The sequence below is a fragment of the Limosilactobacillus vaginalis genome, from assembly GCF_025311515.1.
Lineage (GTDB): Bacteria > Bacillota > Bacilli > Lactobacillales > Lactobacillaceae > Limosilactobacillus > Limosilactobacillus vaginalis.
On sequence record NZ_CP104399.1, the window covers coordinates 12,297 to 37,825 of the forward strand.

At 39.9% G+C, this 25,529-nt stretch carries 23 protein-coding genes, 2 tRNA genes and 1 pseudogene; 18 read left to right on the plus strand and 8 right to left on the minus strand.

Annotated features, from left to right (window positions below; genetic code table 11):
* The first annotated feature begins 5 nt into the window (after positions 1–5).
* The 5 genes from rplI (at position 6) to N4627_RS00075 (ending at position 5,743) form a co-directional block, all read left to right on the plus strand.
* Entirely contained in the window at positions 6–458 is a 453-nt protein-coding gene (gene rplI, locus N4627_RS00055; RefSeq protein WP_040530596.1) for a 50S ribosomal protein L9, read from the plus strand.
* 27 nt (positions 459–485) lie between these two features.
* Positions 486–1,886 carry a replicative DNA helicase gene (gene dnaB, locus N4627_RS00060; protein ID WP_003716299.1) on the plus strand — a complete coding sequence of 467 codons (1,401 nt, stop codon included), beginning with the start codon at positions 486–488 and terminating at the stop codon, positions 1,884–1,886.
* Positions 1,887–2,046: 160 nt separating this feature from the next.
* The gene (locus N4627_RS00065; protein ID WP_003716298.1) at positions 2,047–3,249 is read left to right on the plus strand and encodes an MDR family MFS transporter; all 1,203 of its coding nucleotides are present in this window, start codon (positions 2,047–2,049) and stop codon (positions 3,247–3,249) included.
* Between the two features lie 163 nt (positions 3,250–3,412).
* Positions 3,413–4,402 (plus strand): asparaginase, encoded by a 990-nt coding sequence (locus tag N4627_RS00070; protein ID WP_098044943.1) that lies wholly within the window; start codon positions 3,413–3,415, stop codon positions 4,400–4,402.
* A gap of 219 nt (positions 4,403–4,621) precedes the next feature.
* Complete coding sequence (locus tag N4627_RS00075; RefSeq protein WP_003716296.1) at positions 4,622–5,743, plus strand: NAD(P)-dependent alcohol dehydrogenase; 1,122 nt, start codon at positions 4,622–4,624, stop codon at positions 5,741–5,743.
* An 89-nt stretch (positions 5,744–5,832) separates the two neighbouring features.
* On the opposite strand, the gene N4627_RS00080 is transcribed toward N4627_RS00075, so the two are convergent.
* Positions 5,833–5,905 (minus strand) — tRNA-Lys (locus N4627_RS00080).
* Between the two features lie 174 nt (positions 5,906–6,079).
* Between N4627_RS00080 and N4627_RS00085 the strand changes: the two genes are divergently transcribed.
* Positions 6,080–6,724 (plus strand): HAD hydrolase-like protein, encoded by a 645-nt coding sequence (locus N4627_RS00085; RefSeq protein WP_003716295.1) that lies wholly within the window; start codon positions 6,080–6,082, stop codon positions 6,722–6,724.
* A 449-nt stretch (positions 6,725–7,173) separates the two neighbouring features.
* On the opposite strand, the gene N4627_RS00090 is transcribed toward N4627_RS00085, so the two are convergent.
* Positions 7,174–7,473 (minus strand): MerR family transcriptional regulator, encoded by a 300-nt coding sequence (locus N4627_RS00090; protein ID WP_260964790.1) that lies wholly within the window; start codon positions 7,471–7,473, stop codon positions 7,174–7,176.
* 115 nt (positions 7,474–7,588) lie between these two features.
* Positions 7,589–7,661 (minus strand) — tRNA-Lys (locus N4627_RS00095).
* A 239-nt stretch (positions 7,662–7,900) separates the two neighbouring features.
* Here N4627_RS00095 and yycF point away from each other — a divergent pair.
* The 12 genes and pseudogenes from yycF (at position 7,901) to N4627_RS00150 (ending at position 21,252) form a co-directional block, all read left to right on the plus strand.
* Positions 7,901–8,608, plus strand: a complete 708-nt coding sequence (gene yycF, locus N4627_RS00100; RefSeq protein ID WP_040530594.1) for a response regulator YycF — start codon at positions 7,901–7,903, stop codon at positions 8,606–8,608.
* Positions 8,609–8,621: 13 nt separating this feature from the next.
* Positions 8,622–10,490, plus strand: a complete 1,869-nt coding sequence (gene walK, locus N4627_RS00105; protein ID WP_003716292.1) for a cell wall metabolism sensor histidine kinase WalK — start codon at positions 8,622–8,624, stop codon at positions 10,488–10,490.
* Positions 10,468–11,760 carry a YycH family regulatory protein gene (locus N4627_RS00110; protein WP_003716291.1) on the plus strand — a complete coding sequence of 431 codons (1,293 nt, stop codon included), beginning with the start codon at positions 10,468–10,470 and terminating at the stop codon, positions 11,758–11,760. The genes walK and N4627_RS00110 overlap by 23 nt, the downstream gene beginning before the upstream one ends.
* A gap of 14 nt (positions 11,761–11,774) precedes the next feature.
* Positions 11,775–12,617 carry a two-component system regulatory protein YycI gene (locus N4627_RS00115; RefSeq protein ID WP_003716290.1) on the plus strand — a complete coding sequence of 281 codons (843 nt, stop codon included), beginning with the start codon at positions 11,775–11,777 and terminating at the stop codon, positions 12,615–12,617.
* A gap of 14 nt (positions 12,618–12,631) precedes the next feature.
* Positions 12,632–13,438, plus strand: coding sequence for an MBL fold metallo-hydrolase (locus tag N4627_RS00120; RefSeq protein ID WP_260964791.1), 807 nt, complete (start codon positions 12,632–12,634; stop codon positions 13,436–13,438).
* Between the two features lie 91 nt (positions 13,439–13,529).
* On the plus strand, positions 13,530–14,777 hold the full coding sequence (locus N4627_RS00125; RefSeq protein WP_003716288.1) for a S1C family serine protease: 1,248 nt from the start codon (positions 13,530–13,532) through the stop codon (positions 14,775–14,777).
* A 252-nt stretch (positions 14,778–15,029) separates the two neighbouring features.
* Positions 15,030–15,527 carry a phosphatidylglycerophosphatase A family protein gene (locus N4627_RS00130; RefSeq protein ID WP_040530591.1) on the plus strand — a complete coding sequence of 166 codons (498 nt, stop codon included), beginning with the start codon at positions 15,030–15,032 and terminating at the stop codon, positions 15,525–15,527.
* Positions 15,528–15,981: 454 nt separating this feature from the next.
* Positions 15,982–16,461: a 23S rRNA (pseudouridine(1915)-N(3))-methyltransferase RlmH gene (gene rlmH, locus N4627_RS00135; protein ID WP_040530899.1), complete on the plus strand. Its 480-nt coding sequence runs from the start codon at positions 15,982–15,984 to the stop codon at positions 16,459–16,461.
* Positions 16,462–16,724: 263 nt separating this feature from the next.
* Positions 16,725–19,169 (plus strand): mucin-binding protein, encoded by a 2,445-nt coding sequence (locus tag N4627_RS00140; protein ID WP_260964792.1) that lies wholly within the window; start codon positions 16,725–16,727, stop codon positions 19,167–19,169.
* Between the two features lie 18 nt (positions 19,170–19,187).
* A pseudogene (locus tag N4627_RS09220) lies at positions 19,188–19,292 on the plus strand (hypothetical protein); the annotation flags it as partial.
* 98 nt (positions 19,293–19,390) lie between these two features.
* On the plus strand, positions 19,391–19,939 hold the full coding sequence (locus N4627_RS00145) for an NADPH-dependent FMN reductase (protein ID WP_040530588.1): 549 nt from the start codon (positions 19,391–19,393) through the stop codon (positions 19,937–19,939).
* Positions 19,940–20,079: 140 nt separating this feature from the next.
* Positions 20,080–21,252, plus strand: a complete 1,173-nt coding sequence (locus N4627_RS00150) for an iron-containing alcohol dehydrogenase (RefSeq protein WP_098044939.1) — start codon at positions 20,080–20,082, stop codon at positions 21,250–21,252.
* Between the two features lie 109 nt (positions 21,253–21,361).
* Here N4627_RS00150 and N4627_RS00155 read toward each other — a convergent pair whose 3' ends face one another.
* The 5 genes from N4627_RS00155 to N4627_RS00175 all read right to left on the minus strand — a co-directional run bounded on the left by N4627_RS00155 (position 21,362) and on the right by N4627_RS00175 (position 25,130).
* A complete protein-coding gene (locus N4627_RS00155) occupies positions 21,362–22,228 on the minus strand; it encodes a DUF4097 family beta strand repeat-containing protein (RefSeq protein WP_124031524.1) in 867 nt (288 codons plus the stop codon).
* Complete coding sequence (locus N4627_RS00160; RefSeq protein WP_003716280.1) at positions 22,225–22,569, minus strand: hypothetical protein; 345 nt, start codon at positions 22,567–22,569, stop codon at positions 22,225–22,227. The genes N4627_RS00155 and N4627_RS00160 overlap by 4 nt, the downstream gene beginning before the upstream one ends.
* Positions 22,570–22,587: 18 nt before the next feature.
* Positions 22,588–24,078, minus strand: a complete 1,491-nt coding sequence (gene cls, locus N4627_RS00165; RefSeq protein ID WP_040530585.1) for a cardiolipin synthase — start codon at positions 24,076–24,078, stop codon at positions 22,588–22,590.
* Between the two features lie 152 nt (positions 24,079–24,230).
* A complete protein-coding gene (locus N4627_RS00170) occupies positions 24,231–24,692 on the minus strand; it encodes an NUDIX hydrolase (protein ID WP_040530582.1) in 462 nt (153 codons plus the stop codon).
* Between the two features lie 12 nt (positions 24,693–24,704).
* Positions 24,705–25,130, minus strand: coding sequence for an OsmC family protein (locus tag N4627_RS00175; RefSeq protein ID WP_003716277.1), 426 nt, complete (start codon positions 25,128–25,130; stop codon positions 24,705–24,707).
* Positions 25,131–25,529: the final 399 nt, after the last annotated feature.

Sequence of the window (25,529 nt, forward strand, 5' to 3'; positions counted from 1 at the left end):
CTAAGATGAAAGTTATTTTTATTCAAGACGTTCGTGGTCGCGGAAAGCGTGGACAAGTAAAAGATGTTCCCGATGGCTATGCCCAAAATTACCTCATTAAGCGGGGCTTAGCAAAGCAGGCAACCCATGCTGCAATGAGTCAGTTAGCGGGGCAACAACGTGCAGAAGAAAAGCACGCTGCTGAAGAACTAGCTGAAGCTAAAGAGTTGAAGAAGGTTCTTGAAAATGACAAGACCGTTGTTGAACTAAGTGGAAAGGCTGGAACTGATGGCCGGATGTTTGGTTCAATTTCAACAAAACAAATTGCAACTGCATTACAAAAGCAATTCAACGTCAAAATTGATAAGCGGAAGATTGAGCTTGCAGCACCAATTAAGGCGTTGGGTTATGTTAACGTGCCAATTAAATTGCACCCACAAGTAATGGCTGAAATTCGAGTTCACATTGCTGAAAAGTAAGCTCATTGATTAAAGGAGCGTATCGTCATGGATAATGCACCAGTGCAAGAAGAGCCACGTGACATCGATGCGGAAAAGGCAGTTCTTGGAGCTGTCTTTTTAAGTAAAGATGCCCTGGCTGATGCAATGGAATATTTAGAGCCACGCGATTTTTACCGTAAAGCCCACCAAATCATCTTTCAGAAGATGGTTGATTTAAATGATGAAGACCAGCCAATTGATGTGGTAACGATCCGGAGTGCGCTGGACAAGGATAATCAGACTGAAAATATTGGTGGAGTTGCTTATATTGCTGAAATTGCTACGGCAGTACCAACAGCAGCCAACGTTGCCTATTACGCTAAAATTGTTCATGATAAGGCAACGAGACGACGGCTAATTAATACAGCAACGAAGATTATTAATAATAGTTATGCTGATAATGATAGCGTGTCGGATCTGCTTGATAATGCTGAACAGCAAATCATGCAGGTTTCTCAAGATAATACCCAGAATGGTTTTCAAAACATTAAGGATGTCCTAGAGGCTTCTTTAAAACACGTTAATGACTTATCGAAAAACGATAGTGAAGTTACTGGATTGTCAACTGGTTATCAGCAATTGGATGAAATGACAACTGGTTTGCATAAGGACGAGTTAGTGATTATTGCTGCGCGGCCTGCTGTTGGGAAAACTGCATTTGCACTAAATATTGCCCAGAATGTTGCAACTAGTTCGGATACTGCTGTAGCAATCTTTAGTCTGGAAATGGGAGCGGAATCTCTCGTTAATCGGATGATCTGTGCTGAAGGAAATATTAACGCTAACCACTTGCGGACGGGGCAGTTAACTCAGGATGAGTGGAATAGTCTTTTTATTGCAACTGGGTCCCTTTCTAAAGCTAATATTTATATTGATGATACTGCTGGAATTAAGGTTGCAGAAATTCGTGCACGGTGTCGTCGATTAGCAAAAGAAAAGGGCAATCTTGGATTAATTGTGATTGACTACCTTCAGTTAATTGAAGGGACTAATCCCGATAACCGGCAACAAGAAGTTTCCGAAATTTCACGGCAGTTAAAGAAGCTTGCTAAGGAATTAGAGGTACCAGTTATTGCCCTATCTCAGCTTTCTCGTGGAGTTGAACAGCGACAAGATAAGCGACCGGTACTTTCAGATATTCGGGAATCCGGATCGATTGAACAGGATGCGGATATTGTTAGTTTCCTGTATCGTGATGATTACTATGAGCACGATGAAGATGGTGATGGCGAGGATAATCAGAATAATTCTCAGCAGGATAATGATGACGATGGATCGAACGTGAGTGAAGTTGAAGTCATTATTGAAAAGAACCGTAGTGGTCCGCGGGGAACGGTAAAGTTGTTATTTGCGAAGTCGTATAACAAGTTTGCTTCCGTTTCCTATATTCCAGAAGATAATAATTAATCGAATAATGAGGGCATCTAAGAGCGATCGTAGGGGCCCTTTTGTGCGTTTTTAAAAGAATGGCCGGTTCTATCCCAACCATTTGATAATAAAAAGGGTTATAGTCAAGATGGTAGATCTGTTTGGTTGAAAAGATGATTAAGAAAAGAGGAGGCGTAAGATGAACCGTCAAGGAATTGAATTAAAATGGTTGCTATTAGGAATGTTTTTAGGAAGTATCGGTAATAGTTTTGTTTGGCCGTTAACTACCATTTACATGCACCAACAACTACATGAATCATTAACTGTTTCAGGAATTGTCCTTTTACTCTATTCCGGTGCTAATGTTGTGGGGAGTTATATCGCCGGAACATTGTTTGATAAGAAGAATCCACGGCAATTAATGCTTGGCGGAACAGTTACGGCTACTGTAATTATGGCTCTGCTAATTGCATTTAATGGCTGGCCAGTTTATGGAATCCTATTAACTGGTGTCGGCTTTATGAATGGTTGGATAATTACCATGGTGAACTCTTACGGAACCCAGTCTGGACAAGATGGCCGATATGTTTTTAACATGTTGTACTTTGCCAATAATTTAGGAATGGTGATTGGAACAACAATTGTGGGGCCGCTTTACCAGTATGCTCACGGTAATATTTCACCGATGTTTTCAATTACGACAGTCCTTTATGTTCTTTTTAGTGCCGTTGTCTTTTTCTTCTTTAAGGATAACAAGAGCACTCGAAGAAGTAATCGGGAAGTTGACGTGGACATGGCAGAAGAAAAGGAACAGGTTAAGATGCCCGTTAGCAACCTGGTTATTAGTTGGACTTTCTTTGCGGCACTAATGATTATCTGGACGATGTATGAACAATGGGCAAGTAACCTTTCCGTCTTTATGACTGATCAGGGAATTTCAATGACCAAGTATAGTCTGTTGTGGACGCTTAACGGAGTCTTAATTGTGATTATCCAGCTGATCATTACCTGGATTAATCGGTACCGTTCAAACCTTTATTTGCAGGTATTCCTTGGGATCTTCACAGTCGGTTTCTCCTTTGTTCTATTGTTATTTGCTAAGTCCTACGTTTGGTTTGTCTTAGCAATGACGGTGCTAACAATCGGGGAAGCAACCGCGTTTCCAACCATGCCGGCAATTGTTAATGAATTATCACCGGTTAATATTAAGGGTAAATATCAGGGAATCCTGAACGCCTTCTCTTCACTTGGTAAGGCAATCGGACCGCTATTTGGCGGGATCCTAATTGAACTTTCCAGTTACCGGATCTTGTTCGTCGTTTGTGCGGTGGCGGTTTTTGCTACTTTAGCAGTTGTCTTCGTTGTAGTTAAGGCAAATCAATCGCGAACAGTTCGTTATTAGAAATATTACCCGGGAAATATAATAAAGGGGGAATATGAAACAGGATCGGGAAAGATCGCTGTCATATTCCCCCTTTATTATTAGAGTAGTTATTGGTTGAAAGTCACTCCAATTATTAAGGTTATGTTGTATAATCAAATTTAAAAATTATGGGAGTAATCAAATGAAAAAAATATTACTACTTTCAACGGGAGGAACCATTGCATCAGTTGCCTCAGATTCAGGATTAGTTCCTCGAGAATCTGGTGAAGGACTAATTAAGATGCTCGGCCAACTTCCATATAAGATTGAAGTTCGTGACATTTTACAGTTGGACTCATCAAATATTCAACCCGAAGAATGGGAATTTATTGCTAAAAAAATTTATGAATACCGAAACGATTATGACGGAATTGTCGTTTCACACGGGACTGACACGATGGCCTATACAGCATCAATGCTCTCGTTTATGCTACAAGGAATTAATTTACCGGTAGTGCTTACGGGAAGCCAGGTACCAATTAATGTTATCCTTAGTGACGCGCCAGATAATTTGCGGTTAGCTTTTGCCGCAGCTGCAAATTGTCGTCCAGGGATTTACTTAGCGTTCAGTGAGAAGGTGATGCTAGGCTGTCGAAGCGTGAAGGTCCGAACGACTAATTTTGATGCCTTTGAAAGTGTTAACGTCCCACCGGTTGCGACAGTAACGTCAGATGGCTTAGTCCTTAATCCGCAACAAGCAAACTTTCCCCATGCTGATCACTGTACATTAAACACGAAAATTGATCCCCGCGTATCCCTGGTTAAGTTGTTCCCTGGATTTGACCCGCAACTCCTATTTGCGATGGTTGAAAATGGCTGTAAGGGAATCGTAATTGAAGGCTATGGGCTTGGTGGAATGAATTTCATTCGTCGCAACATGGTTGGTGCGATCGGTGAATTAATTAAAAATGGGATTCCCGTAATTGCGACAAGTCAGTGTTTATACGAACGGAGTGACTTAACTAAGTACGAAGTTGGTCGTGAAGCCTTGCTAAAGGGAGCAATCAGTGCTCATGATATGACTTCTGAAAGCACCATTACCAAGTTGATGTGGGCTTTGGGACAGAAAATGGATGTTCATCAAGTTGCCAAATTCTTTGATCGGAATGTTGTTGGTGAGGTTAGTCTTTGATAAAAGTACTCTTCGTCAAAAAATGCTGAGGGAGAGTTATGAATGAATTTTCATGTATTATAAATAATAGCTATAATATGCAATTAATATAAATCCTGTTTTTACAAGAATTTGTTGTTATAATAAAGTAAGCGTTTTCTGATAAGGGCTTATCAAATGTTCAATTGTGATAGTATGAACATTGTAGAGATGTTAGCTAAATAAACAGGAGATATTTTTATGAAGATTAAAGCTGCAATTGTTGATCAAAAGGGAGCAAAATTTGATATTCGTGATGATGTTGAATTAGCAGATATGCAAGCTGATGATTTACAGATTCACATGGTTGCTTCTGGAATTTGTCACTCAGATGAAGCTTTACGGAAAGGTGACGCAGAAATCGGCTACCCAATCATCCTGGGCCATGAAGGTTCTGGGATTGTTGAAAAGGTTGGTCCTGAAGTTAAGAACTTCAAACCCGGCGATCATGTAATTCTTTCATTCTATGGTTGTGGTAATTGTATTAACTGCTTGAAAGGGAAGCCAACAAAGTGTCTGAACTATGCTGCTAATAACCTTTCTGGTGTTCGTCCCGATGGAAGTGCTCATTTTACTGAGGATGGTCATCAAGTTGACGATATGTTTGATCAATCTTCATTTACAACAACGACCGTGGTTCGTGAACGGAACGCCGTTAAGGTTCCTAAGGATCTTGACTTGCGGAAACTAGGTCCTCTAGGCTGTGGTTACGTTACTGGTTCAGGAACGGTCTTCAATACATTAAAGCCAGAACCAGGTTCTACAATTGCTGTAACTGGTACCGGTGCCGTTGGTTTAGCGGCAATGATGGCTGGTAAGATTTCAGGATGCACTAAAGTCATCGCTATTGATCGTGTCCCTGAACGGCTTGAGTTAGCTAAGGAGTTGGGAGCTACTGACGCAATTAACACTAATGACCAAGACATGGTTAAGTCAATCCAAAACTTAACTGATGGAAAAGGCGTTGATTATATTGTTGATACTACCGGTGTGACTAAGGTTATGGAAGATGCAATTCAATCGCTTGCCCAAGGTGGAACATTGGCACCAGTTGCGGTTACCGCAAACCATATTGATGTTGATACCTGGAACGATCTTTGCCCTAGTGACCGGACAATCGTCGGTGTTAACATGGGTGACTCGATTCCACAAGTTGATATTCCACGGCTAATCGAATTCTACAAGTTGGGAATGTTTGACTTTGACAAGACTGAAAAGTTCTATGACTTCGATCAAATCAATCAAGCCAACGCCGATTCAGTATCAGGAAAGACAATTAAGCCAGTTCTAATTATTGATAAGGACTATCAACCTGGCGACTAAAAGTCTAGCAGCAATGTTGGTAACTATGTTTTTAGAAGTCATTAATATATCAAAAAAGGCCACCGAATAATCGGTGACCTTTTTTACGATGGGCAGTCAGGGGATCGAACCCTGGACCCACGGATTAAGAGTCCGTTGCTCTGCCAGCTGAGCTAACTGCCCATGTCATTGACAACAGATATTATCTTATCAATCTTTAATTGAATTTGCAAGACCTTTTTTGAAGAAAGTGAGGTTAAAATGAGAACGAGAAGGAATAGAAATTGATTGAAGATTCTTGCTTGTATCTGTAAAGTAGGAGTTAAGAATAATTAATTGATAAAGGGATGAAAAATAGTGAAGGGTGCAATTTTAAGCCTCAATCAAATTATTTTGGATACCGATGAATTACAATTCGAAGCATGGCGTAATTTAGCGATGTACGAATTTGGCATGGGGCTACCTGGAAAGGTGGCTCATCAATTAGCTGGACTAGATCGACACCAAGCGTTAGAAGTGGTCCTAAGTCATTTTAACCAAACGGACGCCGACAAGGATGAACTGTTAAATGAGCAATATGAAATGTACACCAAGGTTATTGAAGGAATCGGTGAAGATAAACTTTACCCAAATGCTAAGCGATTACTAAATAACTTCTACGATCATTATGTTGATATGGCTGTTAATGATGTTGACGGGCATGCAAAAGAGATTCTCCAGAAATTAAAGGTCGATGATTTCTTTGATGCCTTTGTTTCTCCAGTAGATAGTGATAACCCATACCTAAAAGCAAGCCAAGAGTTAAATGTTCAACCAGCTGCATGTATTGGGATTGGGTCTAATGCTAAGCAAATTGCACTAATAAACGATACGGGTGTTGTTTCAATTGGTGTTGGTGATGCAACTGAATTGAAAGCTGCTAAGTATCAAGTAAGTCAAGTTGGTGATCTGAAGTACCCAATGATCCGTAAAGTATGGGAAGACAATGAATTAGATGAGTAGATAATAAATCCCCGAGTGTCAGGTTTAAGGCATCCGGGGATTGTTTTATCGATATTCTTCAACACAAAAATTTTTTTGATGACAATTCGGACACGTTAACCTTCTGGTGTTGGGAGTATGTGCGGCCCCAACCCATATTCTGAATGAGGGAACAAATTCAGATTGGCAGTGAGGACAAAGGTAGATTGAGTGTTGGTAATAAGCATAGGTGAGCTCACCACTGATAGCAAGAGAGAAAATTAATCCTAAAACAAACCACCAAATTGAAGCACCGTGGTAAATAACGTATATCAAACTTCCCCACAGCAGAAAATCAACAATAAGTCCCCATCCCAACATTTTTAACCGTAAATAGTGGAGTTTTTTGGTCATATTCATACTAGATAACACCTCTTTTTGTACTTCAGTTGAAAAATTATCTATAGAATTAAGCTGTTTTTGTAGGTGTTTCAACCCTTCAAGCTGTGATTCGACTTGGTGAAGTTGTTCTTGTAGCGAATTTGTTTATCAATTAATGATGATAGAATTTGAGCTGATTGGTCATGATCCATTAGCTTTTGAATATCGTTAAGCTTAAAGCCGAGCTTGCGGTAGGTAAGGATCTGTTGAAGACGTAAAAGATCTTTCTTATCATACTCCCGCCGATTACTGTGGCTTCTTTTAGCATGGAGCAACCCCTTTTGATCATAGTATTGAACTGTTCTAATAGAAGTATGACATCGTTGTGCCAATTGTCCGCTAGTAAGCACTGAATAATTCCTCCCTTCTAAATAACTTTATCTTACATAATGACGTTAGGTAACAATCAAGGAAAAATTTAAAAAAGAAAAAGACCACCAAAATGGTGATCTTGTAAACCTCTGATGGGCAGTCAGGGGATCGAACCCTGGACCCACGGATTAAGAGTCCGTTGCTCTGCCAGCTGAGCTAACTGCCCATATATCTTGTTCAATCAGAACATATATAAATGTATCATCATTCTTTAACACTGTCAATAATTTATTGGAATTTAAATTGATCTTTTACTGATGTGGTATAATGTTAAAAGAGTAATTGGGCGATCTATTAGTGATTTTCGCCCTTTTGGTGGAGTAATTTAAATTATAAACAAAGCTGGAAACTATAAATTTCCAGTCCTTAATAATCAACTGTACCTATGTGGAGGTAAGTATTGATATGGCAAAAAAAATCTTAGTTGTTGATGATGAAAAGCCAATTTCAGATATCATCAAATTTAATCTTGAAAAAGAAGGCTATGAAGTCGTTGTTGCCTTTGATGGGGAAGAAGCCCTAGAAAAAGTTGAAGGTGAAAAACCTGATCTAATTATTTTGGATTTAATGTTGCCTAAGATTGACGGCCTTGAAGTAGCTAAGCGAGTACGGGCAAAACACACTACCCCAATTATTATGGTTACTGCTAAGGACTCTGAATTAGATAAGGTCCTTGGCCTAGAACTTGGTGCTGATGATTATGTTACTAAGCCATTTTCTAATCGTGAATTAGTTGCTCGGGTAAAGGCAAATCTTCGTCGTCAAGCGGCAGTTAAGGCACCAGCTGAGGAGGATAATAACACTGACATTCAAGTTGGCGACTTAGTAATTCACCCGGAGGCATATACAGTTTCCAAGCGTGGCGAAAACATTAATTTAACTCACCGTGAATTTGAACTCCTCCACTACCTTGCAGAACATATTGGACAGGTAATTAACCGTGAGCACCTCTTGCAAACGGTTTGGGGCTATGACTACTTTGGTGATGTGCGGACCGTCGATGTTACAGTTCGTCGACTCCGGGAAAAGATTGAAGATAATCCAAGCCATCCTCAATGGTTGATTACCCGTCGTGGTGTTGGTTACTACTTAGCAAATCCTGATCAAAATTAGAGGCTAGCCAGTTGTGAACAGCAAATTAAAATTTTATCAGTCAATCAAATTCAAAATCGCCCTCGTTTTCGCGTTAATGTTGATGTTAACGTTGGAATGCGTTGGGGCGGTTTTTGTGCGTCAATTGGAACATCAGAATTTAAATACGTTTAAGCAAACAATTGAGCTTCCTTCTTACGTTGATAATTCGTTAAGTGAACAGCTAGTAAACACTAACCATAAGAAGGCTAATCAAAAGATCCGGAAAATTCTGGCTGAGGTTAATAACAACAATATTTCAGAAATTCGGGTAATTGATAGTCAGGGTGTTGTTCGTGGGACCAGTAATTTTGATAATCGAAATATGATTGGTCAAAAAACTACCGAGCAAATGGTAAAGGCAACACTGGTTAATAACCGTTCCCACACCGAAAATGTCTATGATAATAGCAACCATACACGCTACTACGTTAATATTATTCCGTTAGTGGATAATAGTAATAATAACGTGGTTGGGGTTGTTTATCTTCGTGCCAGCTTAGAGAGTGTTTACTCTAACATCAACAGCATTACGTTAATTTACCTTTCTGCTGCCCTGATCACGATCGTAATTGGACTATTGCTGGCAATTATTATTTCCCAGGAAATAACCCGACCGATTGAAGAAATGCGGAAACAGACCCTTCGAATTGCCCGTGGTGATTTTTCTGGTCAAGTTCGGGTAATGGGAAATGATGAGTTAGGTCAATTAGCCGGGGCAGTTAACAACCTTTCAGTTCGGGTTGAAGAGGCCCAGGAGTCGAGTGATTCTGAGCGACGGCGGTTGGATAGCGTCCTATCACACATGTCTGATGGTGTTTTAGCAACAGATCGGCGAGGCAACGTAACGATTGTTAACAATATGGCGCTTCAATTATTAGGGGTAGAACATGATGATGAACTAATCGGAAAATCAATTATTGATGTTCTTGATATTCGTCATGACTATACCGTTCGTCAACTTGTTAACAGTGAACAAAAAGAAATGATTCTCGATATGTCGAATTCCGGAAGTAATTTGATATTGAACGCTTATTTCTCACCAATTCAGCGGGAGTCCGGATTTGTTAGCGGGTTAGTCTGTGTTCTCCATGACGTTACTAGTCAGCAAAAAGAGGAACAGGAACGAAAGGAATTCGTTTCTAATGTTTCACATGAATTGCGGACCCCACTAACCAGTGTTAAGAGCTACGTTGAAGCATTAAGCGACGGTGCATGGCAAGATAAAGAAATTGCACCCCAATTTCTCAAGGTTGTTCAGGATGAAACTGAACGAATGATTCGGATGATTAACGACCTATTGAGTCTTTCACGGATGGATGCCGGTACTACAAAGTTAAACCTTGAATACGTTAATATTAACGAGCTTTTTAACTATATTCTGAATCGGTTCGACATGATTATTAAGAAGGAAGAAGACCCGAAAAAGAAAAAGTACACGATCGAGCGCTTCTTTACCAAGAAGGATCTATGGGTTGAGATTGATACCGATAAGTTTACCCAGGTTATTGACAATATCATGAATAATGCGATTAAGTATTCGCCAGATGGTGGTGTAATTACTGCCCGGTTATTAGAAACGCACAATCATGTTATTATGAGTATTTCTGACCAAGGGCTTGGGATTCCACGAAAGGATTTAAGTCATATCTTTGACCGTTTCTTCCGGGTTGATAAGGCACGAAGCCGGAAGCAGGGAGGTACAGGGCTTGGCCTTGCCATCTCTAAAGAGGTTGTAAACATGCTTGGTGGCCAGATTTGGGTTGACAGTGTTGAAGGAAAGGGTTCAACTTTCTACATTTCCTTACCATACGTACCATATGAAGAGGGGGACGAGTGGGATGATCAAAAAGATCAAAACTAATTGGTTAGCCATTGCGTTAACCATTGTAGTGGTAATCAGCTTATTCTTAACTGCTGCAATCTGGTCCAACCCTGTGCAATATGAGCGAACGAAAGATAGTTCGAGTTCACGAAACCTCAATACAACCCAGTCAATCGGTGATTTATACTTACCGACCCAAGTAGTGCATGTTGATGCTAATCAGCAACAATTCTTACTGTATAGCTCACGGAAAAATTTGATTATAACCATTAGGCACCAATTACGCAGTTGTCAGTTAGGACGCGCTAGTCTGGTAAAAAGTGATAATAGCGATGTTTACCTTAGCTATCTTCACCAGCCTAATTCGTTAATGGTGAGTTATCCGGATAGTATTACGGGCACGATTTTTAATGAGACTTTTTCGCAGTCGATTGATACTAGTCGGGTTAAGCAGATCGACCATATTTTAATTCCATTAAATAATCCGCGAAATGTTTATTTGCTAAATGATCGTGGTTATAAGGTATACCGGGCACGGATTAGTCAGACAAAGGGAAGTAGTAGCTTAAACGCCTTGATTAAGGGAACAGCAAAAGTAGAAGTTGATCATAAGATCATTCACGGTCAAACGATGCTTCTTTACCCAAAGAGCTTTACATTACCGGTTTTTGGCTACCAGGTAACAGCACAAAATATTGATACCTTAAGTCAAAACCTTATTAGTACAAATAAGCAGTCTTCAATTACAACCGAACGTAAGGGAGACACGACTATTTATCGTGATGGTGAAAATAAACGGGTAATTTATAATCATCAAAATGGTACCGTCCGTTATGAGAACTATGTAAGTCATGATGATGTGCCAAAATCTAGTCAGCTGTATAGTTATTTCTTTAATCGAATCGCGAAAACCGGAATTCCAATGGATAATCTCCGCTACGATGGGATTAGTGATCATCAGCGGACCATTAATTACCGGAGCTATGTCGAAGGATTTCCAATTTTTAACTCTGCTGGGTATGGTGATATTCGGATGTCATCAAAGGTTAACGGAATAAATAAAACTTGGTTGAGTTTATACAGCATTCAAGTTCCATTGCCGATTAACCATAAGCCGGTTCGTCTTCCCTCAACGACTACGGTCTTCAAACAACTTCGGGCAAGCAACCGGCTTAAGGATGTTAAGGGAATTCGAGTTGGTTACCTTTGGAAAGAAAATACAAGTGATAACAGTACTGTTAAGTTAACGCCAACCTACTTTGTTGACTATCATGGACAGTGGGTTGACTACACTGAATTACAGAAGTAAGGGGGCATTGGAAAATGGACTTTAAACGAATTCAATGGATCTTTTTCTTTGCCTTCTTGCTCTTTGATGTGATCATCGCAAGTTCATTATTGGTTGAAAACCGCTTTATCGTAACGAATAATCAAAGCAGCCGCTCATCCGTCATTTTGAAGGAAATGAAAGATGATTCGATTAGTTATGGAAAGATAAATAGTGGTCAGCAAAAAGGGTACTACCTTTCTGGTTATCGTTCTGCTGAAAATGGGGCTTTAGATGATGCTTCGACTCGTCTTCATAATCAAGAAACACACTTTTCAAGCAATACTTTAACGAGTGAATTTAATGAACCGATTAACGTTAATATTGAAACTCCTAATGTGCGGCTAAATGAATTAGTTCATAACAGCCATCAGATAGCATTAGGAAAGCATTACCAGTACAATCCAAATCTTTCAACGAAACGTGTAATTGTTTATACACAAATGGTTGAAGGACGACCGTTAATGAACAATGATGGACAAATTCGTTTTCGGGTAAATTCTAACCATGAAGTAACGAGTTATACGCAGACGTTTTTGGAGGGCGTACGGATTCTTCGTCCAGAAACCGCCACAATTAGTCAAAAACGAGCTGTTGTTTGGCTATATAAACATAATCAGATCCCTAATAATTCACGAATTCGGTGGGTTCAATTAGGGTATTCACGATTACTGAGTACAAATACGAATAACCGGAATGTTTATATTCCAACCTGGGTTGCGGAGATTAAAACTAAGAACTCGGGGGCAGTTGAGCAAATCTCAATTAATGCTTTTAACAGTACCATAATGAAAAATACAACTACTAGTGTTAATACTGAAGCACTAAATCAGAAGTAAAGGAGTAATCTGAGGTGACAGAACAGGATCCATTACGTTACAGCATTTTAGCGAGTGGGAGTACAGGAAATGTAACTTACTTGGAAACCGATGAGCACCGAATCTTGATTGACGCTGGATTAAGTGGTAAGCGGATCGAAAATTTAATGGCGAAGATTGATCGGTCACTAACAGATGTTGATGCAATTTTTGTAACGCATGAACATACTGATCACTGTCATGGAGTAGGTGTGCTCGCCCGACGCTATGGAATGGATATTTATGCTAATCAAGGAACTTGGGATGCAATGGCCAGCAAAATTGGCAAAATTCCGTTAGAACAAAAGCAGATTATTGCACCAAACAGCGTTAAGGATCTGGGAGACATTGACGTTGAGAGCTTTGCCGTTTCCCATGACGCGGCAGAACCCCAATTCTATCAGGTTCACCATAATAACAAGACCTTTTGTATCATTACGGATACTGGTTATGTCTCTGATCGGGTTGAAGGAACAATTCGGAACGCCGACGCCTACCTAATGGAGTGTAATCATGATACGGAAATGTTACGGATGGGACCATATTCTTGGCCGTTAAAGCAACGGATCTTAAGCGATACAGGGCACCTCTCTAATGAAGAGGGAGCTGATGCACTGATGGATGTCCTTGGCTCGCGGACCAAACGCATTTTTCTCGGTCACCGGAGTCAGCATAATAATATGCGTTCGTTAGCTCACCTGACCGTGGCAACGATTATGGAGAGGCATGATTTTGGTGTTAACCACGATTTTCAACTTGTGGACGCGGAACCAGACAAGCCAAGTAAACTTTTAACAGTGTAATAATCATCAAAAGACAGATGAAATTTCAAGCTTTTTTCATAATTTAACGATATATTGAATTTGATAATTATGAGATTGGAGGAGTTATTTGATGAGTGACCAAAACCAAAAACCGCGCAATACCAAAAATAAATTTTGGTTAAAAGTGGCTGGAGTTGGCCTTGTCGCTGGCTTAATCGGTGGCGGGCTTTCGCTAGGAATTGGTAATGTAATTGAAAATCATGTTCAGACCTCTAGTACGAACGTTCCTGCAGGTTCAAACAAGTCTGGAGGAACCAAAGTAAATAAAAATAAGGCGAACTTAAGCAACCAAGCGACGAAGGCTTATGATTCTACAAAGGATGCTGTTGTTAGTGTTATTAATAAGCAGGAAGTTCAGTCATCCAATCAAGGAATTATGGGAATGTTTGGTGGCCAAACTAGCGGTGATTCTTCTAATTCAGATAGTTCACAAAATCCTGGCAAACTTCAAACGGCCAGCGAAGGTTCTGGGGTAATTTATAAGAAGAGTGGTAACTCTGCTTATATTGTTACCAATAATCACGTTGTTAAAGGGTCAAATGCTCTCCAAGTAATTTTAAGCAATGGACGGAAAGTAAATGCTAGCTTGGTTGGTTCAGACTCAGCGACTGACTTGGCGGTCTTAAAGATAAATTCAGCGAATGTTAAAACGGTTGCTGAATTTGGAAATTCAAACTCAATTGCAGCCGGTCAAGATGTTTTAGCAATCGGGTCACCAATGGGTAGCGAATACGCTAACACTGTAACGAAAGGGATTATTTCTGCAAAGAGTCGGACGCTAAAGAGTGGTACAGACGGGACGTTAACCTCTGTTATCCAAACTGATGCAGCAATTAATTCAGGTAATTCAGGCGGTCCATTAATTAACATGGCTGGCCAAGTAATCGGGATTAACTCGATGAAGTTAGCAGGGAGCAGTGATGGCTCTTCCGTTGAGGGGATGGGCTTTGCTATTCCAAGTAACGAAGTGGTCAAGATTATCAACCAGTTAATTAAGAATGGTAAGATTTCTCGGCCGTCACTTGGAATTAGTATGATTGACTTAAGTCGGGTAACAACCGATCAGCAGCAGTCTGTTCTAAAATTACCATCAAGTATTACTAAGGGTGTTGTAATCATGGATGTTCAGAGTGGCTCAAATGCACAAACAGCAGGCCTTGAGCAATATGACGTTATTACCAAACTTGGTGATACCAAGATTACGAATACTAGCTCGCTGAAGTCAGCATTATATAAGTACAAAGTTGGCGACACGACTAAGGTAACTTATTACCGTGATGGTCAATCCCATACAGCAACATTGAAGCTGGCAAAATAAATTAAGTATATGAGAGAGGGAGCGTGACAGAAGTCATTTATGACTTCGTTTTCACGCCCCCGCGAGCGCAAATAGGGTTCCAGAGTTCGGTTATACCGGACACTGGAACCCATTTACGTACCGCGCTGTTCGTATTTGAACTTGGTAAAAGTACTTATGTCACAGTCCCCTTTTTTTGAACATTGAAGTAGGTTGTCCCTAGTATTATTTGCATTATAATGAAATCATTAATAAATGTTGGGAGAAGTGAAGATGAATAATCCTAAATTTAAGTATCCTGATACTAAGGCCTATAATTTTGTGATAGACCGACTCGCAAAACGTGGGGTAACCCAATCAGATTTGGCTAAGATTGTCTATGAAACCCAGCACCAGTATGAACCTGAAGTTACACTGAAAGAGTGTGAAGATGCAGTTGTTGATGTTATGCATAAGCGTGAGTTAATGAATAACGCAATGGTCATGTTGGAATTGGATCGATTAACGGAAGAAGGGCAAGTCGATGAACCGCTTGCTTCAATTATCAAAAATGATGCTGGAGTATTTGGGGTAGATGAAACAATCGCGCTCCAAATTGCAACGATTTACGGAACAATTGGAACAACAAACTTTGGCTATTTTGACCGAGTTAAATCTGGGATCATGAAGAAGTTTGATACCTCAGACTTGCACGTTAATACTTTTATTGATGATTTACTTTCAGCAATTGTAGCAGCAGTTTGTGGAAAGATTGCTCATAAGTATGCTTAATCTTGAGAAATAACGAATGATTAAACTATTCAGTTAGTTAAATATTCAGCTAACCACGGATTGTGATTCAATAACCACAATCCGTGTTATTTTTTAACTAAAATTAGCTGTGAATTAGCTTGTGGAAAAGTTAGTGGAAAAATCAGCGAAATTATTTTACTATTGTAAAAGTGCCTTAATAACAGTCATTATCGGTGTGCAAAACTTATCCACAAGTTAGAAACTATATTGTGGATAAGTGGATTAATTGAAAATCAACGAGGGCAAATCCTTGTTATATCAGGTGATTAGAGCATTGTGGACGAACAGCTGTTTCTGTTGATAACTGTGGATAAGTAAAAAATAGGTAAGCGCATTCACTATAGTTTTTCTACCGAACATTCGAGAAAAAGAGAATTATAATCAATCGCCTGTGGATAACTCTGTGGATAAAATGTTGAAAGTGGTGGATAAATTGAATATTAAAATTATCGGTGTTGGTAAATTAAAAGAAAAGTATTTTAAAGCAGGAATTGCGGAATATTCAAAGCGGCTTGGTCGTTTTTGCAAATTCCAAATTGTTGAAGTTCCAGACGAAAAGGCACCAGAGTCACTAAGTCAGGCGGAAATGGATGAGGTAATGGCGAAGGAAGGCGAGCGGATTCTGGAGAAAATAAAGGATAAGGAGTACGTTTATGCCTTAGCGATTAAGGGAAAAGAGCGGACTTCGGAAGAATTTGCTAAGGAGATTAACCAGTTAACCACGTATGGCCATAGTGATATTACCTTCGTGATTGGTGGTTCTTTAGGTCTTAGTCCAGAAGTTTTAAAACGTGCTGATACCCAAATTTCATTTGGTCGTTTTACCCTCCCTCACCAATTAATGCGGTTGGTATTAACCGAACAGATTTACCGGGCATTTACCATTATTAATGGTTTGCCTTATCATAAGTAACAAAAAAGTTCACAAATGCTTAAACTTTCATTTGTGAACTTTTTTTGATCAAATTCTTAAGAAATATTATGATCCAACTTAATAATATTTTCCCTGTGATGGCGTTATAGTAATATATTACATAAAGATTACGAGTATATTACAATAATGTATCTAAAAGCGGATAAAGATAGGTTTAACCCCCTATGAAATAGTGCGGATAGATAGGAAGTAACTTTGTAATAATGCTACTTTTTATTACTAACTCACAGGAGGATTAATACATGTTATCAAAGAAAAATATACAAATGATGATTCGTAAAGGTCAGCCGCAAAAACAACGGTTTGGTCTCCGAAAATTAAGTATTGGTGTAGCATCTGTTCTTTTAGGATTAACTTTCATTGGTGCGAGTAGTGCTTCAGCGGATGAAACAGTTAATCAAGAAGGACAAGCAGTTCAAACAGAACTAGCAACGCCCCAACCAGTAGAAATTACTGGGAGTGAAAGTGCGAGGCAACCGGACAATGATGAGGTAGCGAGTAGTAGTACAGCAGAAGCGACACCAGTTTCGAGTGAAGCTACTTCGCAAGTGGTGGCAGACTCAGCAGGCGCAGTACAAGATCAGACGCCACCTAGTGCACAGCCAGTAACTAGCACGGCTCCAGAAATTAGTGGGGGGGGGACGGTAGGATCAGCTAGTGACCCTGCTTCAGACATCCCGCAGCAAAATGGGGTAGAAATTAAGTTCCAAGATCAAGACGACCACGGTAATGTTCTTCCTGACTACGTTTACATCCCTGGAAAAAAACCGGGCGACAAAATAACGATGGATGAAATTATTAAGCATTTACCTGCAGGATTAGAAATTGTGGAAGGCCAGCCTCAAGAATTTGAAGTGACTGGTGAACCTTATCAAAGTATCCCAATCTACGTAAGGCATATTATTGAAGAAAAGACAGAAAGTAAAGATGTTGAACAAATTATCTACGGTCATTATGGGACTAATAAAGAAATCCTCAACCACCAAGTAGTAACGTTTACAAGGGTTGTGAGGTATGACAAGTACACTAAACAAATGGTTGTTGTTCAAGAATGGCAGCCAAGCCTAACGTTCCAAGACTACACGGTTGTTCCCAAGGATGGTTTTTCAGCTAACCATTCAGTGATTAAGGAAACAACGGTGGATAGTAATTCTGGTACAGTAAAGATCGATGTCTTGATGAAGAAGAACATTGTCAATACGGAAACCGACACAGTTACCCGGACAATCATCTTATACTTACCAGATGGGACAACAAGAGAAATTGTGCAGACAGTAAAGTTTACTCGTGATGTTATTACTAATCCGTGGACAAATGAGGCAACTTACGGTGAATGGACTACGGATAAAGATTCATTTGATAGTTACCAGGCAGGAGAAATTGACGGGATAGCGCCAGACCGGACAGAGATCAGTCAAGTTACGGTTAAGCCAGGAACTAATAGTTGGGTTGAGGAAATTAAGTATCCTCAAAACGAAGTAACAACGGAAACCCGTGATGTAACCCGGACAATCAAACTAATCTTACCGGATGGCAGTATCAAATATGTTCGCCAAACGGTAACTTTCACCCGTCAAGTAACTAAAAAGGCAAATGGTGAAATTGTTTATGGCGAATGGGATCAACCGGGAAAGATGTTTGATGACTATTATCCAGCTGAAATTGACGGAAAAAAGCCTGATAAAACATACATCCCAAGAGAGGTAGCTAATCCAGATACTAAGGATTATGAAGTTGAAGTTCGTTATGAAGCAGCATATTCAACTGCAACTGAAGAAAAGACAGTCAACCGGGTAATTCACCTTCACCACCCGAATGGGACAGTTGAAACGGTTAACCACACCGTAACATTAACTCGTGAAGTAAAAACAAATCTACAAACGGGTGAAAAGGAATATGGTGAGTGGTCAACTGGGCAATTTGCAGAATTTGTTGTGCCAACAGTTGAAGGCCATGTTCCAGATATTGAAAAGATTGAACTGATGGAAGTTAATGGTACAACAGAGGATCAGCTCCACCACGTTAACTACCTGGCCTACCAAGTTGATGCTGATACTAAGACTGTTAACCGGCTGATTCAGGTTACGATGCCGGATGGAACCGTAAAGACGATTACTCAGACAGTAACATTTGTTAAGCACACTACTAAGCACCCAGTAAACGGTGAAATTATTAGTGAAACTGAATGGCAAGTTGTTGATGGGGATGGAACATGGGCTGAATTTATACCAGAAAAGGTTGACGGGTACACACCAAGTCAGGAAAAGGTGGAGGCCGTAACACCAAATGTTAATACCGGGAATGTGTTGGTAGAAATTAGCTACAAGCAAAATGAAAAGCCAACAGATCCGGTAGGGCCGAGTGAACCAACTGAACCGGATACACCAGTAGATCCAGATAAGCCAATCACTCCTGATAAACCTGATAATCCAACGGAGCCGGACAAGCCGGTAAGTCCTGGACAACCGGGAACTTCTGATGGACCGGTAGACTCGGATAAGCCAGCAGGTTCAGATGGACCAACTAGTTCAGGCAACTCCGATCAGCAAGGAAACGAAAACTCAGCTTCTGCAACCACTAATGCAGCAAACGCAGCAGCTACGGCAACTGTTCAGTTAACTTCCGCAACAACAGTTGAACAAGCTGACGTAAAAGAAGTTGATAATAATGCTAAAAAAGCAAACTAGGATAACCAGCAACTACCACAAACTGGTGAAAAGCAGAGTCCAGGACTAATTACTGGAACAATGCTCGTCTTGGTAACTCTCCTTCTTCAATTACTAACGTTTGGTTTAGTGAAAAAGAAGTAGATTGGAGCTGGAAATTAACGTTTCCAGCCCCATTCTTTTGTTTTAAAAGCCAAATATGGTTATGATAAAGTCAAAGACAATTAATGGGAGTGATTTCAATGAAAAAGGTTGGAATAGTTGTTGGTAGTACACGTCCCGGGCGGCGGAGCAAGCAGGTTGCCGATTGGCTACAGAAGCAATTGGCTGTAAGTACAAAGCTAAAATTTAATGAAATTGACTTAAGAACAATCGACTTACCATTTTTAGATGAAAGTAAAATTCCAGCACTAGGTCAGTACGAACACAGCTATACTCGTGAATGGAGCAACTTAATCTCAAGCTATGATGGTCTGATCTTTGTCTTTCCACAATATAATTGGGGTTATCCAGCAGTGCTCAAGAATGCACTTGATTACTTAGCAAACGAATGGAAGAATAAGCCAGTTAGTTTAGTAACATTTGGTGCCCATGGGGGAGCGCAAGCGCAAATTGCAATGCGACTAGTAATTACCGGGTTTCACATGAAACAATTAGCGATTAATCCGCAATTAAAGATTAGTCCGTCCGATTCAGTTGCAGAGGTTGATCGAATTCTTCACACTTATGATCCGATTGCTCAATTACTACGGGCAGAGTTTGAAAAAGATTTAACAAAAAAGGCGGAATAAATATTCTGAAAACTCTTGTAATAAAACAAATGAGGTAATATGTCTAAATTCTCATTATTATTAGGCAATTCTAATTTGCAATGCTCTTCACAATGTTTTATAATGTAAGTGCATACAAGCAATCTAAGGAGTCTATTGCAATGAATAGACAATTTGACTTTCTGATGCCTAGTGTTAATTTCTTTGGCCCAGGTGTAATTGAAAAGATTGGTGATCGTGCTAAGATGCTGGGAATGCACAAGGTACTGGTTGTTACCCAAGATAACTTGGCTGCTATCGACAATGGACCAGTTAAGCAAACTCTTGCATCATTGGAAAAGGCTGGTGTTGACTACGCTGTCTTCACTGGTGTTGAACCTAACCCAAAGATTCGGAACATCAAGGCTGGTAAGAAGATGTACGAAGATGAAGGTTGTGACTCAATCATCACTGTTGGTGGTGGATCAGCTCATGACTGTGGTAAGGGAATCGGAATTATTTTGACTAACGGTGACGATATTACTAAGTTAGCCGGAATTGAAACTTTGAAGAATCCACTACCACCACTGATGGCTGTTAACACTACTGCCGGAACTGGTTCAGAATTAACCCGTCACGCAGTTATTACTAACGAAAAGGATCACTTGAAGTTCGTTGTTGTTTCATGGCGTAACATTCCATTGGTATCATTTAACGATCCAATGCTGATGTTAGATGTTCCTCAATCAGTTACTGCTGCTACTGGTTGTGATGCCTTTGTTCAAGCAATTGAACCATACGTTTCAGTTGACCACAACCCAATTACTGACAGTCAATGTAAGGAAGCTATTCAATTAATCCAAACTGCATTGCCTGAAGCAGTTGCTAATGGTCACAATATTGAAGCACGGACAAAGATGGTTGAAGCAGAAATGCTTGCCGGAATGGCATTTAACAACGCTAACTTAGGTTATGTTCACGCAATGGCTCACCAACTTGGTGGTCAATATGATGCTCCACACGGTGTTTGCTGTGCATTATTGCTTACTACCGTTGAAGAGTACAACATTATTGCTTGCCCAGAACGCTTTGCAGAATTAGCTGAAATTATGGGTTACGACACTACTGGTTTAACTACCATGCAAGCTGCTCAAAAGTCAATTGACGGAATGAGAGAAATGTGCAAGGCTGTTGGTATTCCAGCATCAATCAAGGAAATTGGTGCAAAGCCAGAAGACTTCCCATTGATGGCTGAAAACGCATTGAAAGATGGTAATGCATTCTCCAACCCACGGAAGGGTACTAAGCAAGAAATAATTGACCTTTACCAAAAGGCTTATGATGGTATCTACTAATAATTAGGTAAGATAACACAACTAAAAACTTAAATAACTCCTAAAAAGAGCTTCAAAGTTCGAAAAAACGAATTTTGAAGCTCTTTTACTATCTGTTTCATGTGAAACGTTACTTAATAATATTATCGCCACTAACGTTCTTGAGGTAGATGAAGTTTGGCTCAGTGGTATTTCGTTCGAGCGAACCACCGCTACGATGTTTCCGCTTTAAGTTGTTGTCACCACTCTTAGTTGTGAGTTTAGCACCGTCAATGGTCGATTTAGTAATCGAATTATCCCCGCTTTGGTTAGTAACTGAATAATGACCGATAATAGTTAATCGCTGACCATTAAAGTCACCAGATGTTAACAAAGAACATCCCTTGGTTAATGAAACCTTATTTAAATTAATATCGCCACTAGTTGAAGCAAGTTTTGTCTGGATAAGGGATGAGTTACGAATGGTAATATCTCCGCTGGTAGTAATAATTTTTCCTTGATCAAACTCGCTGTTAAGGACATTAATGTCGCCATTATTACTCTCTAAATTAATCTTTTTGGCAAGAATTCGATTAAGGAGAAGTTCATTATTGACGTGACCTTCTATTTTAGTAAGACTTGCCTTTTGGGGAACAGTAACGATGCAACGCTCTTCATCGCTACTGTTAAGTAACTGAAATTTAGCCAGTTTTGAATGAGTAACGGGTGTCTGCGTAATTTTTAGGACACCATCTTTAACCTGAGCATGAACTGCATGGTTTTTATTTCCGTAATAGGAAACGGTAAAGTGGTTTCCTTGCTTAATAATTACGTCAGCTGAACTAGCAGTAACCTTAATTTTATTAAATGACTTTCGGGTAAGAACATCACGATTAGCTGTTGATTCTTCAATTGGGGACATTGGATCAAATGGTTGTTTATGCCCCAAATAGGCGATTCCAGAAATGATTAATCCGCAAACAATAATAATGCTTCCCCACTTAAATGCTCGTTTCATTGTTTATCATTGCCTCCCAATCGCATTTTAATAGCATTGATCACCCATTTTACCGCTTTGATTAACCATTTAGCGGCCCAGACAAGGAGGGGAACAATGATAATTAAGAGACCAATTTCTGCAATTAATAATCCTAGATAAAAGAGACTTGTCCAGACATTGATTGACCAGTAACTCATCATTTCAACGAGTGCAATGTTAGCAAATGAAAAACCGGCAATAAGGGCAGAAAGGATGGTTACGATCGCAATGAAAATTGCTGGAAGGATAGCAAGTACACCAACGATTATTAGAATTGCAATCAGAACATCTTTAATGCGCTTGGCATTTTCCGTGTTCATTTTAATTCCTCCCGTAAATTAGAAAATTGGTGCTAGAAGGTGGGAGAACTGTTGCTTGAACTTCAGCCACCGTGATTGCTTTGCAAAGTACTCTTCCGTCATCGGTGTGCAATTAAGCAGGTCGGCTTCAAAGATCTTTTTAAGTTCACTGGAGAGCTGTGAATTATAGGTAAAAGCATTTACCTCAAAATTAAGTTTGTAGCTCCGGTAGTCCTGGTTAGCTGAGCCGACAGATGCGATGTTGGAACCACTGACCATTGTCTTAGCGTGGATAAAGCCATTATCATAGCGGTAAACCTTAACACCGTTTTGAACGAGATACTTAGCATAGTACTCGGTCATCCGGTAAACAAAGGGATGGTCGGGCATACATGGGACCATGATTCGAACGTCAACACCGCTTTTGGCAGCGATGATTAATGCCTCAAGAATTGAATCCTCAGGAATTAAGTAAGGGGATTGGATATAAACATATTTCCGTGCAGTGGCAATGATTCCCTCATACCCCCGCCGAATTGCGTAATTTTGGTTATCTGGACCAGAGGAGACGATTTGCATTGGGACTTCATCCGGGTTGGTTGATTGGGGATGCTTGATAGTGAAGTCTTTTAATTCATCATCAATGGAAAACTTTGGCTTACGAGTCTTTCGGCAGGTAGTGTTCCAATCCATCGCAAACCGAACTTCCATCATAACTGAAGCTTGGCCAACCACTCTTAGGTGCGTATCGCGCCAGTAACCAAACTTAGGACTATCACCGAGATACTGATCACCAATATTAAATCCACCAATGTAGCCAATCTGATGATCGATAATCACTAATTTTCGGTGGAGGTGGTAGTTAAGTCGTGGTGAAGTGTACCACTTAGATGAGCTTGAAATAAATGCTTGAGCTTGACCGCCGAGTTTTTCCAGTGGTTCGAAAAAAGATGGCTTGGTTCCGCGAGATCCGCTGGCATCATAGAGGACCCTGACTTTAACGCCTCGTTTGGCAGCATGGACAAGTGCATCAAGAATTCGTTTACCGAGATGATCAGCATAAAAGGTGTAGTATTCGACATCAACGATTTTTTTAGCATGATTAATATCGTCAATTAATTGTTCAAATTTAGCATGACCGTCAGTAAAGACTTCGACATGATTATCAAAGGTTAAGAGTGCTTCGTCATTATTAAGGTTTAAATTAACAAGCATCCGTGCTCGGGGCTTTTGATTGCTTTGCGGCAATAGTTCGTGCTGTTCTAAAAGCCGATGCTGCTTTTTAAGGAAAGTATTTTGATACTTGGCCTGTTCTTCTTGAATTGTGAAGATATCATCATGTGATAGCTGACGACCAACGAACATGTAGAGGATAAATCCGGCAACGGGAAAGACTGATAAAACAAGCAGCCATGCCCAAGTAGCAGCAATATCCCGCCTGCTCCGAAAAACGGTCCAAATAGCAAAACCAATGTTAATTAGCCATAGTACTTCAATGATGCGCCGGATAATATCCCAGGTCCAAATCATAATTTTTCTCCTTATTTCTCTGATTACACGTAATAAAACTATTCTAGCATAATTAATGATGAGGGTAATCAAGGCGAAAAAGGAGAAGACTAGAAAAAACGCCCCAGTGTTCTTTTTGGAATAGAACACCAGGACGGGTATCTTAAATTTAATTATCTGTTTTGCTCGACATATTTTTTAATGAGCTGCCACATTTCAGCATGTTGGTCATTGAAGAACTTTGGTGGCTCTTTTTCAAGATCAAAGTATTGAACTTTAACGGTTTCATCAGGCTTAGTATTAACGTGCTTTTGAGTAGCCAATTTAACGAGGTAAAAGGCATTAACTGGTTGAACCTGATCACCGTTTGGGTAGGTATAAAAATCCTGATCCTGAAGTTTTAGCAACTTTTCCGGGATAATTTCAAAACCAGCATCTTCTTTAAATTCGCGTTTTACAGTGTCGCTAAATGACTCACCGTATTCCATGTAGCCACCGGGGAATCCCCAATCGCCAGTATCAGCGCGTGCTTGAAGAAGAACTTGCTGATCTTGGTTAAGCAATGCTCCTGAAGCGCTAGTCATGATTAAAGGCTCATGGCCAACCATGCTACGGATCCTTTTAATGTATGGCATTATCTTAGCACCTTATTCCCGCACAAAGTTATTAGCAACAAATTTTGTCCCGAATTCAAGGGTGTTTCTTACAGGACACTTCTTTTCGACATCGGCAAGAAATTGCTTAATGTCTTCATCAGATTCGTCTGAACGAAGGTGAGGCGTAAAGCGAATCTCAGTAAATTTCCGTCGACTATCTCCGGCAGCGACATCTTCGCGGTCTAGATCGCCATCAATATCGATCCAAAAAGCTTGTAAGTCGAAATTTCGCTTGTCTGCTAAGGCTTGTGCTGTAATTGCAGTACAAGCACCAAAAGAAGTTAAGAGAATTTCTACAGGATTCATCCCCGTGTTAGTACTGTTTGGCTCATCAAAGGTAATTTCAAATCCTCGTGTTCCAGCAGAAACTTGCATTCCAGTAGTGGTTTTTGTGGCTTTTACTTTAAATGTACTCATATTGCTTATCCTCCTTTTATCGGTAGCAATGGAACTAATACTTCTATCCAACTGCTTTAAGTATGTCCGAATAGGTAATGGGAAGCAATAAAAATGCCTAGCTAAATTAATAGCTGTTACTTAGTAAATTTTAATAAAAAAGATAAAAGGATCATGACAAACAATCATGATCCTTTTACCGAATTGGAATGAGTAAAGTAGTAATTCCCAGACGCTTGGGGAACATCTGGGAATGGAATGTTAGCACACAAAAGAAAAGGGATTACAAGGATACTAAATTATTCATTCCTCAATTGATTAAGAGATTACTAATATTCTAATTCATTTTTAATCAAAGTCAATAAGTTTTTTGGATTTTTTGAAAAAATTGATACTTCACACTTGTGTTATTTCACAGAT

Bases quoted from the DNA above. Each gene is read 5' to 3' on its own strand.
- rplI (WP_040530596.1), top strand. From the start codon at position 6: ATGAAAGTTATTTTTATTCAAGACGTTCGTGGTCGCGGAAAGCGTGGA.
- dnaB (WP_003716299.1), top strand. From the start codon at position 486: ATGGATAATGCACCAGTGCAAGAAGAGCCACGTGACATCGATGCGGAA.
- N4627_RS00065 (WP_003716298.1), top strand. From the start codon at position 2,047: ATGAACCGTCAAGGAATTGAATTAAAATGGTTGCTATTAGGAATGTTT.
- N4627_RS00070 (WP_098044943.1), top strand. From the start codon at position 3,413: ATGAAAAAAATATTACTACTTTCAACGGGAGGAACCATTGCATCAGTT.
- N4627_RS00075 (WP_003716296.1), top strand. From the start codon at position 4,622: ATGAAGATTAAAGCTGCAATTGTTGATCAAAAGGGAGCAAAATTTGAT.
- yycF (WP_040530594.1), top strand. From the start codon at position 7,901: ATGGCAAAAAAAATCTTAGTTGTTGATGATGAAAAGCCAATTTCAGAT.
- N4627_RS00110 (WP_003716291.1), top strand. From the start codon at position 10,468: ATGATCAAAAAGATCAAAACTAATTGGTTAGCCATTGCGTTAACCATT.
- N4627_RS00115 (WP_003716290.1), top strand. From the start codon at position 11,775: ATGGACTTTAAACGAATTCAATGGATCTTTTTCTTTGCCTTCTTGCTC.
- N4627_RS00125 (WP_003716288.1), top strand. From the start codon at position 13,530: ATGAGTGACCAAAACCAAAAACCGCGCAATACCAAAAATAAATTTTGG.
- N4627_RS00130 (WP_040530591.1), top strand. From the start codon at position 15,030: ATGAATAATCCTAAATTTAAGTATCCTGATACTAAGGCCTATAATTTT.
- N4627_RS00140 (WP_260964792.1), top strand. From the start codon at position 16,725: ATGTTATCAAAGAAAAATATACAAATGATGATTCGTAAAGGTCAGCCG.
- N4627_RS00145 (WP_040530588.1), top strand. From the start codon at position 19,391: ATGAAAAAGGTTGGAATAGTTGTTGGTAGTACACGTCCCGGGCGGCGG.
- N4627_RS00150 (WP_098044939.1), top strand. From the start codon at position 20,080: ATGAATAGACAATTTGACTTTCTGATGCCTAGTGTTAATTTCTTTGGC.
- N4627_RS00155 (WP_124031524.1), bottom strand. From the start codon at position 22,228: ATGAAACGAGCATTTAAGTGGGGAAGCATTATTATTGTTTGCGGATTA.
- N4627_RS00160 (WP_003716280.1), bottom strand. From the start codon at position 22,569: ATGAACACGGAAAATGCCAAGCGCATTAAAGATGTTCTGATTGCAATT.
- cls (WP_040530585.1), bottom strand. From the start codon at position 24,078: ATGATTTGGACCTGGGATATTATCCGGCGCATCATTGAAGTACTATGG.
- N4627_RS00170 (WP_040530582.1), bottom strand. From the start codon at position 24,692: ATGCCATACATTAAAAGGATCCGTAGCATGGTTGGCCATGAGCCTTTA.
- N4627_RS00175 (WP_003716277.1), bottom strand. From the start codon at position 25,130: ATGAGTACATTTAAAGTAAAAGCCACAAAAACCACTACTGGAATGCAA.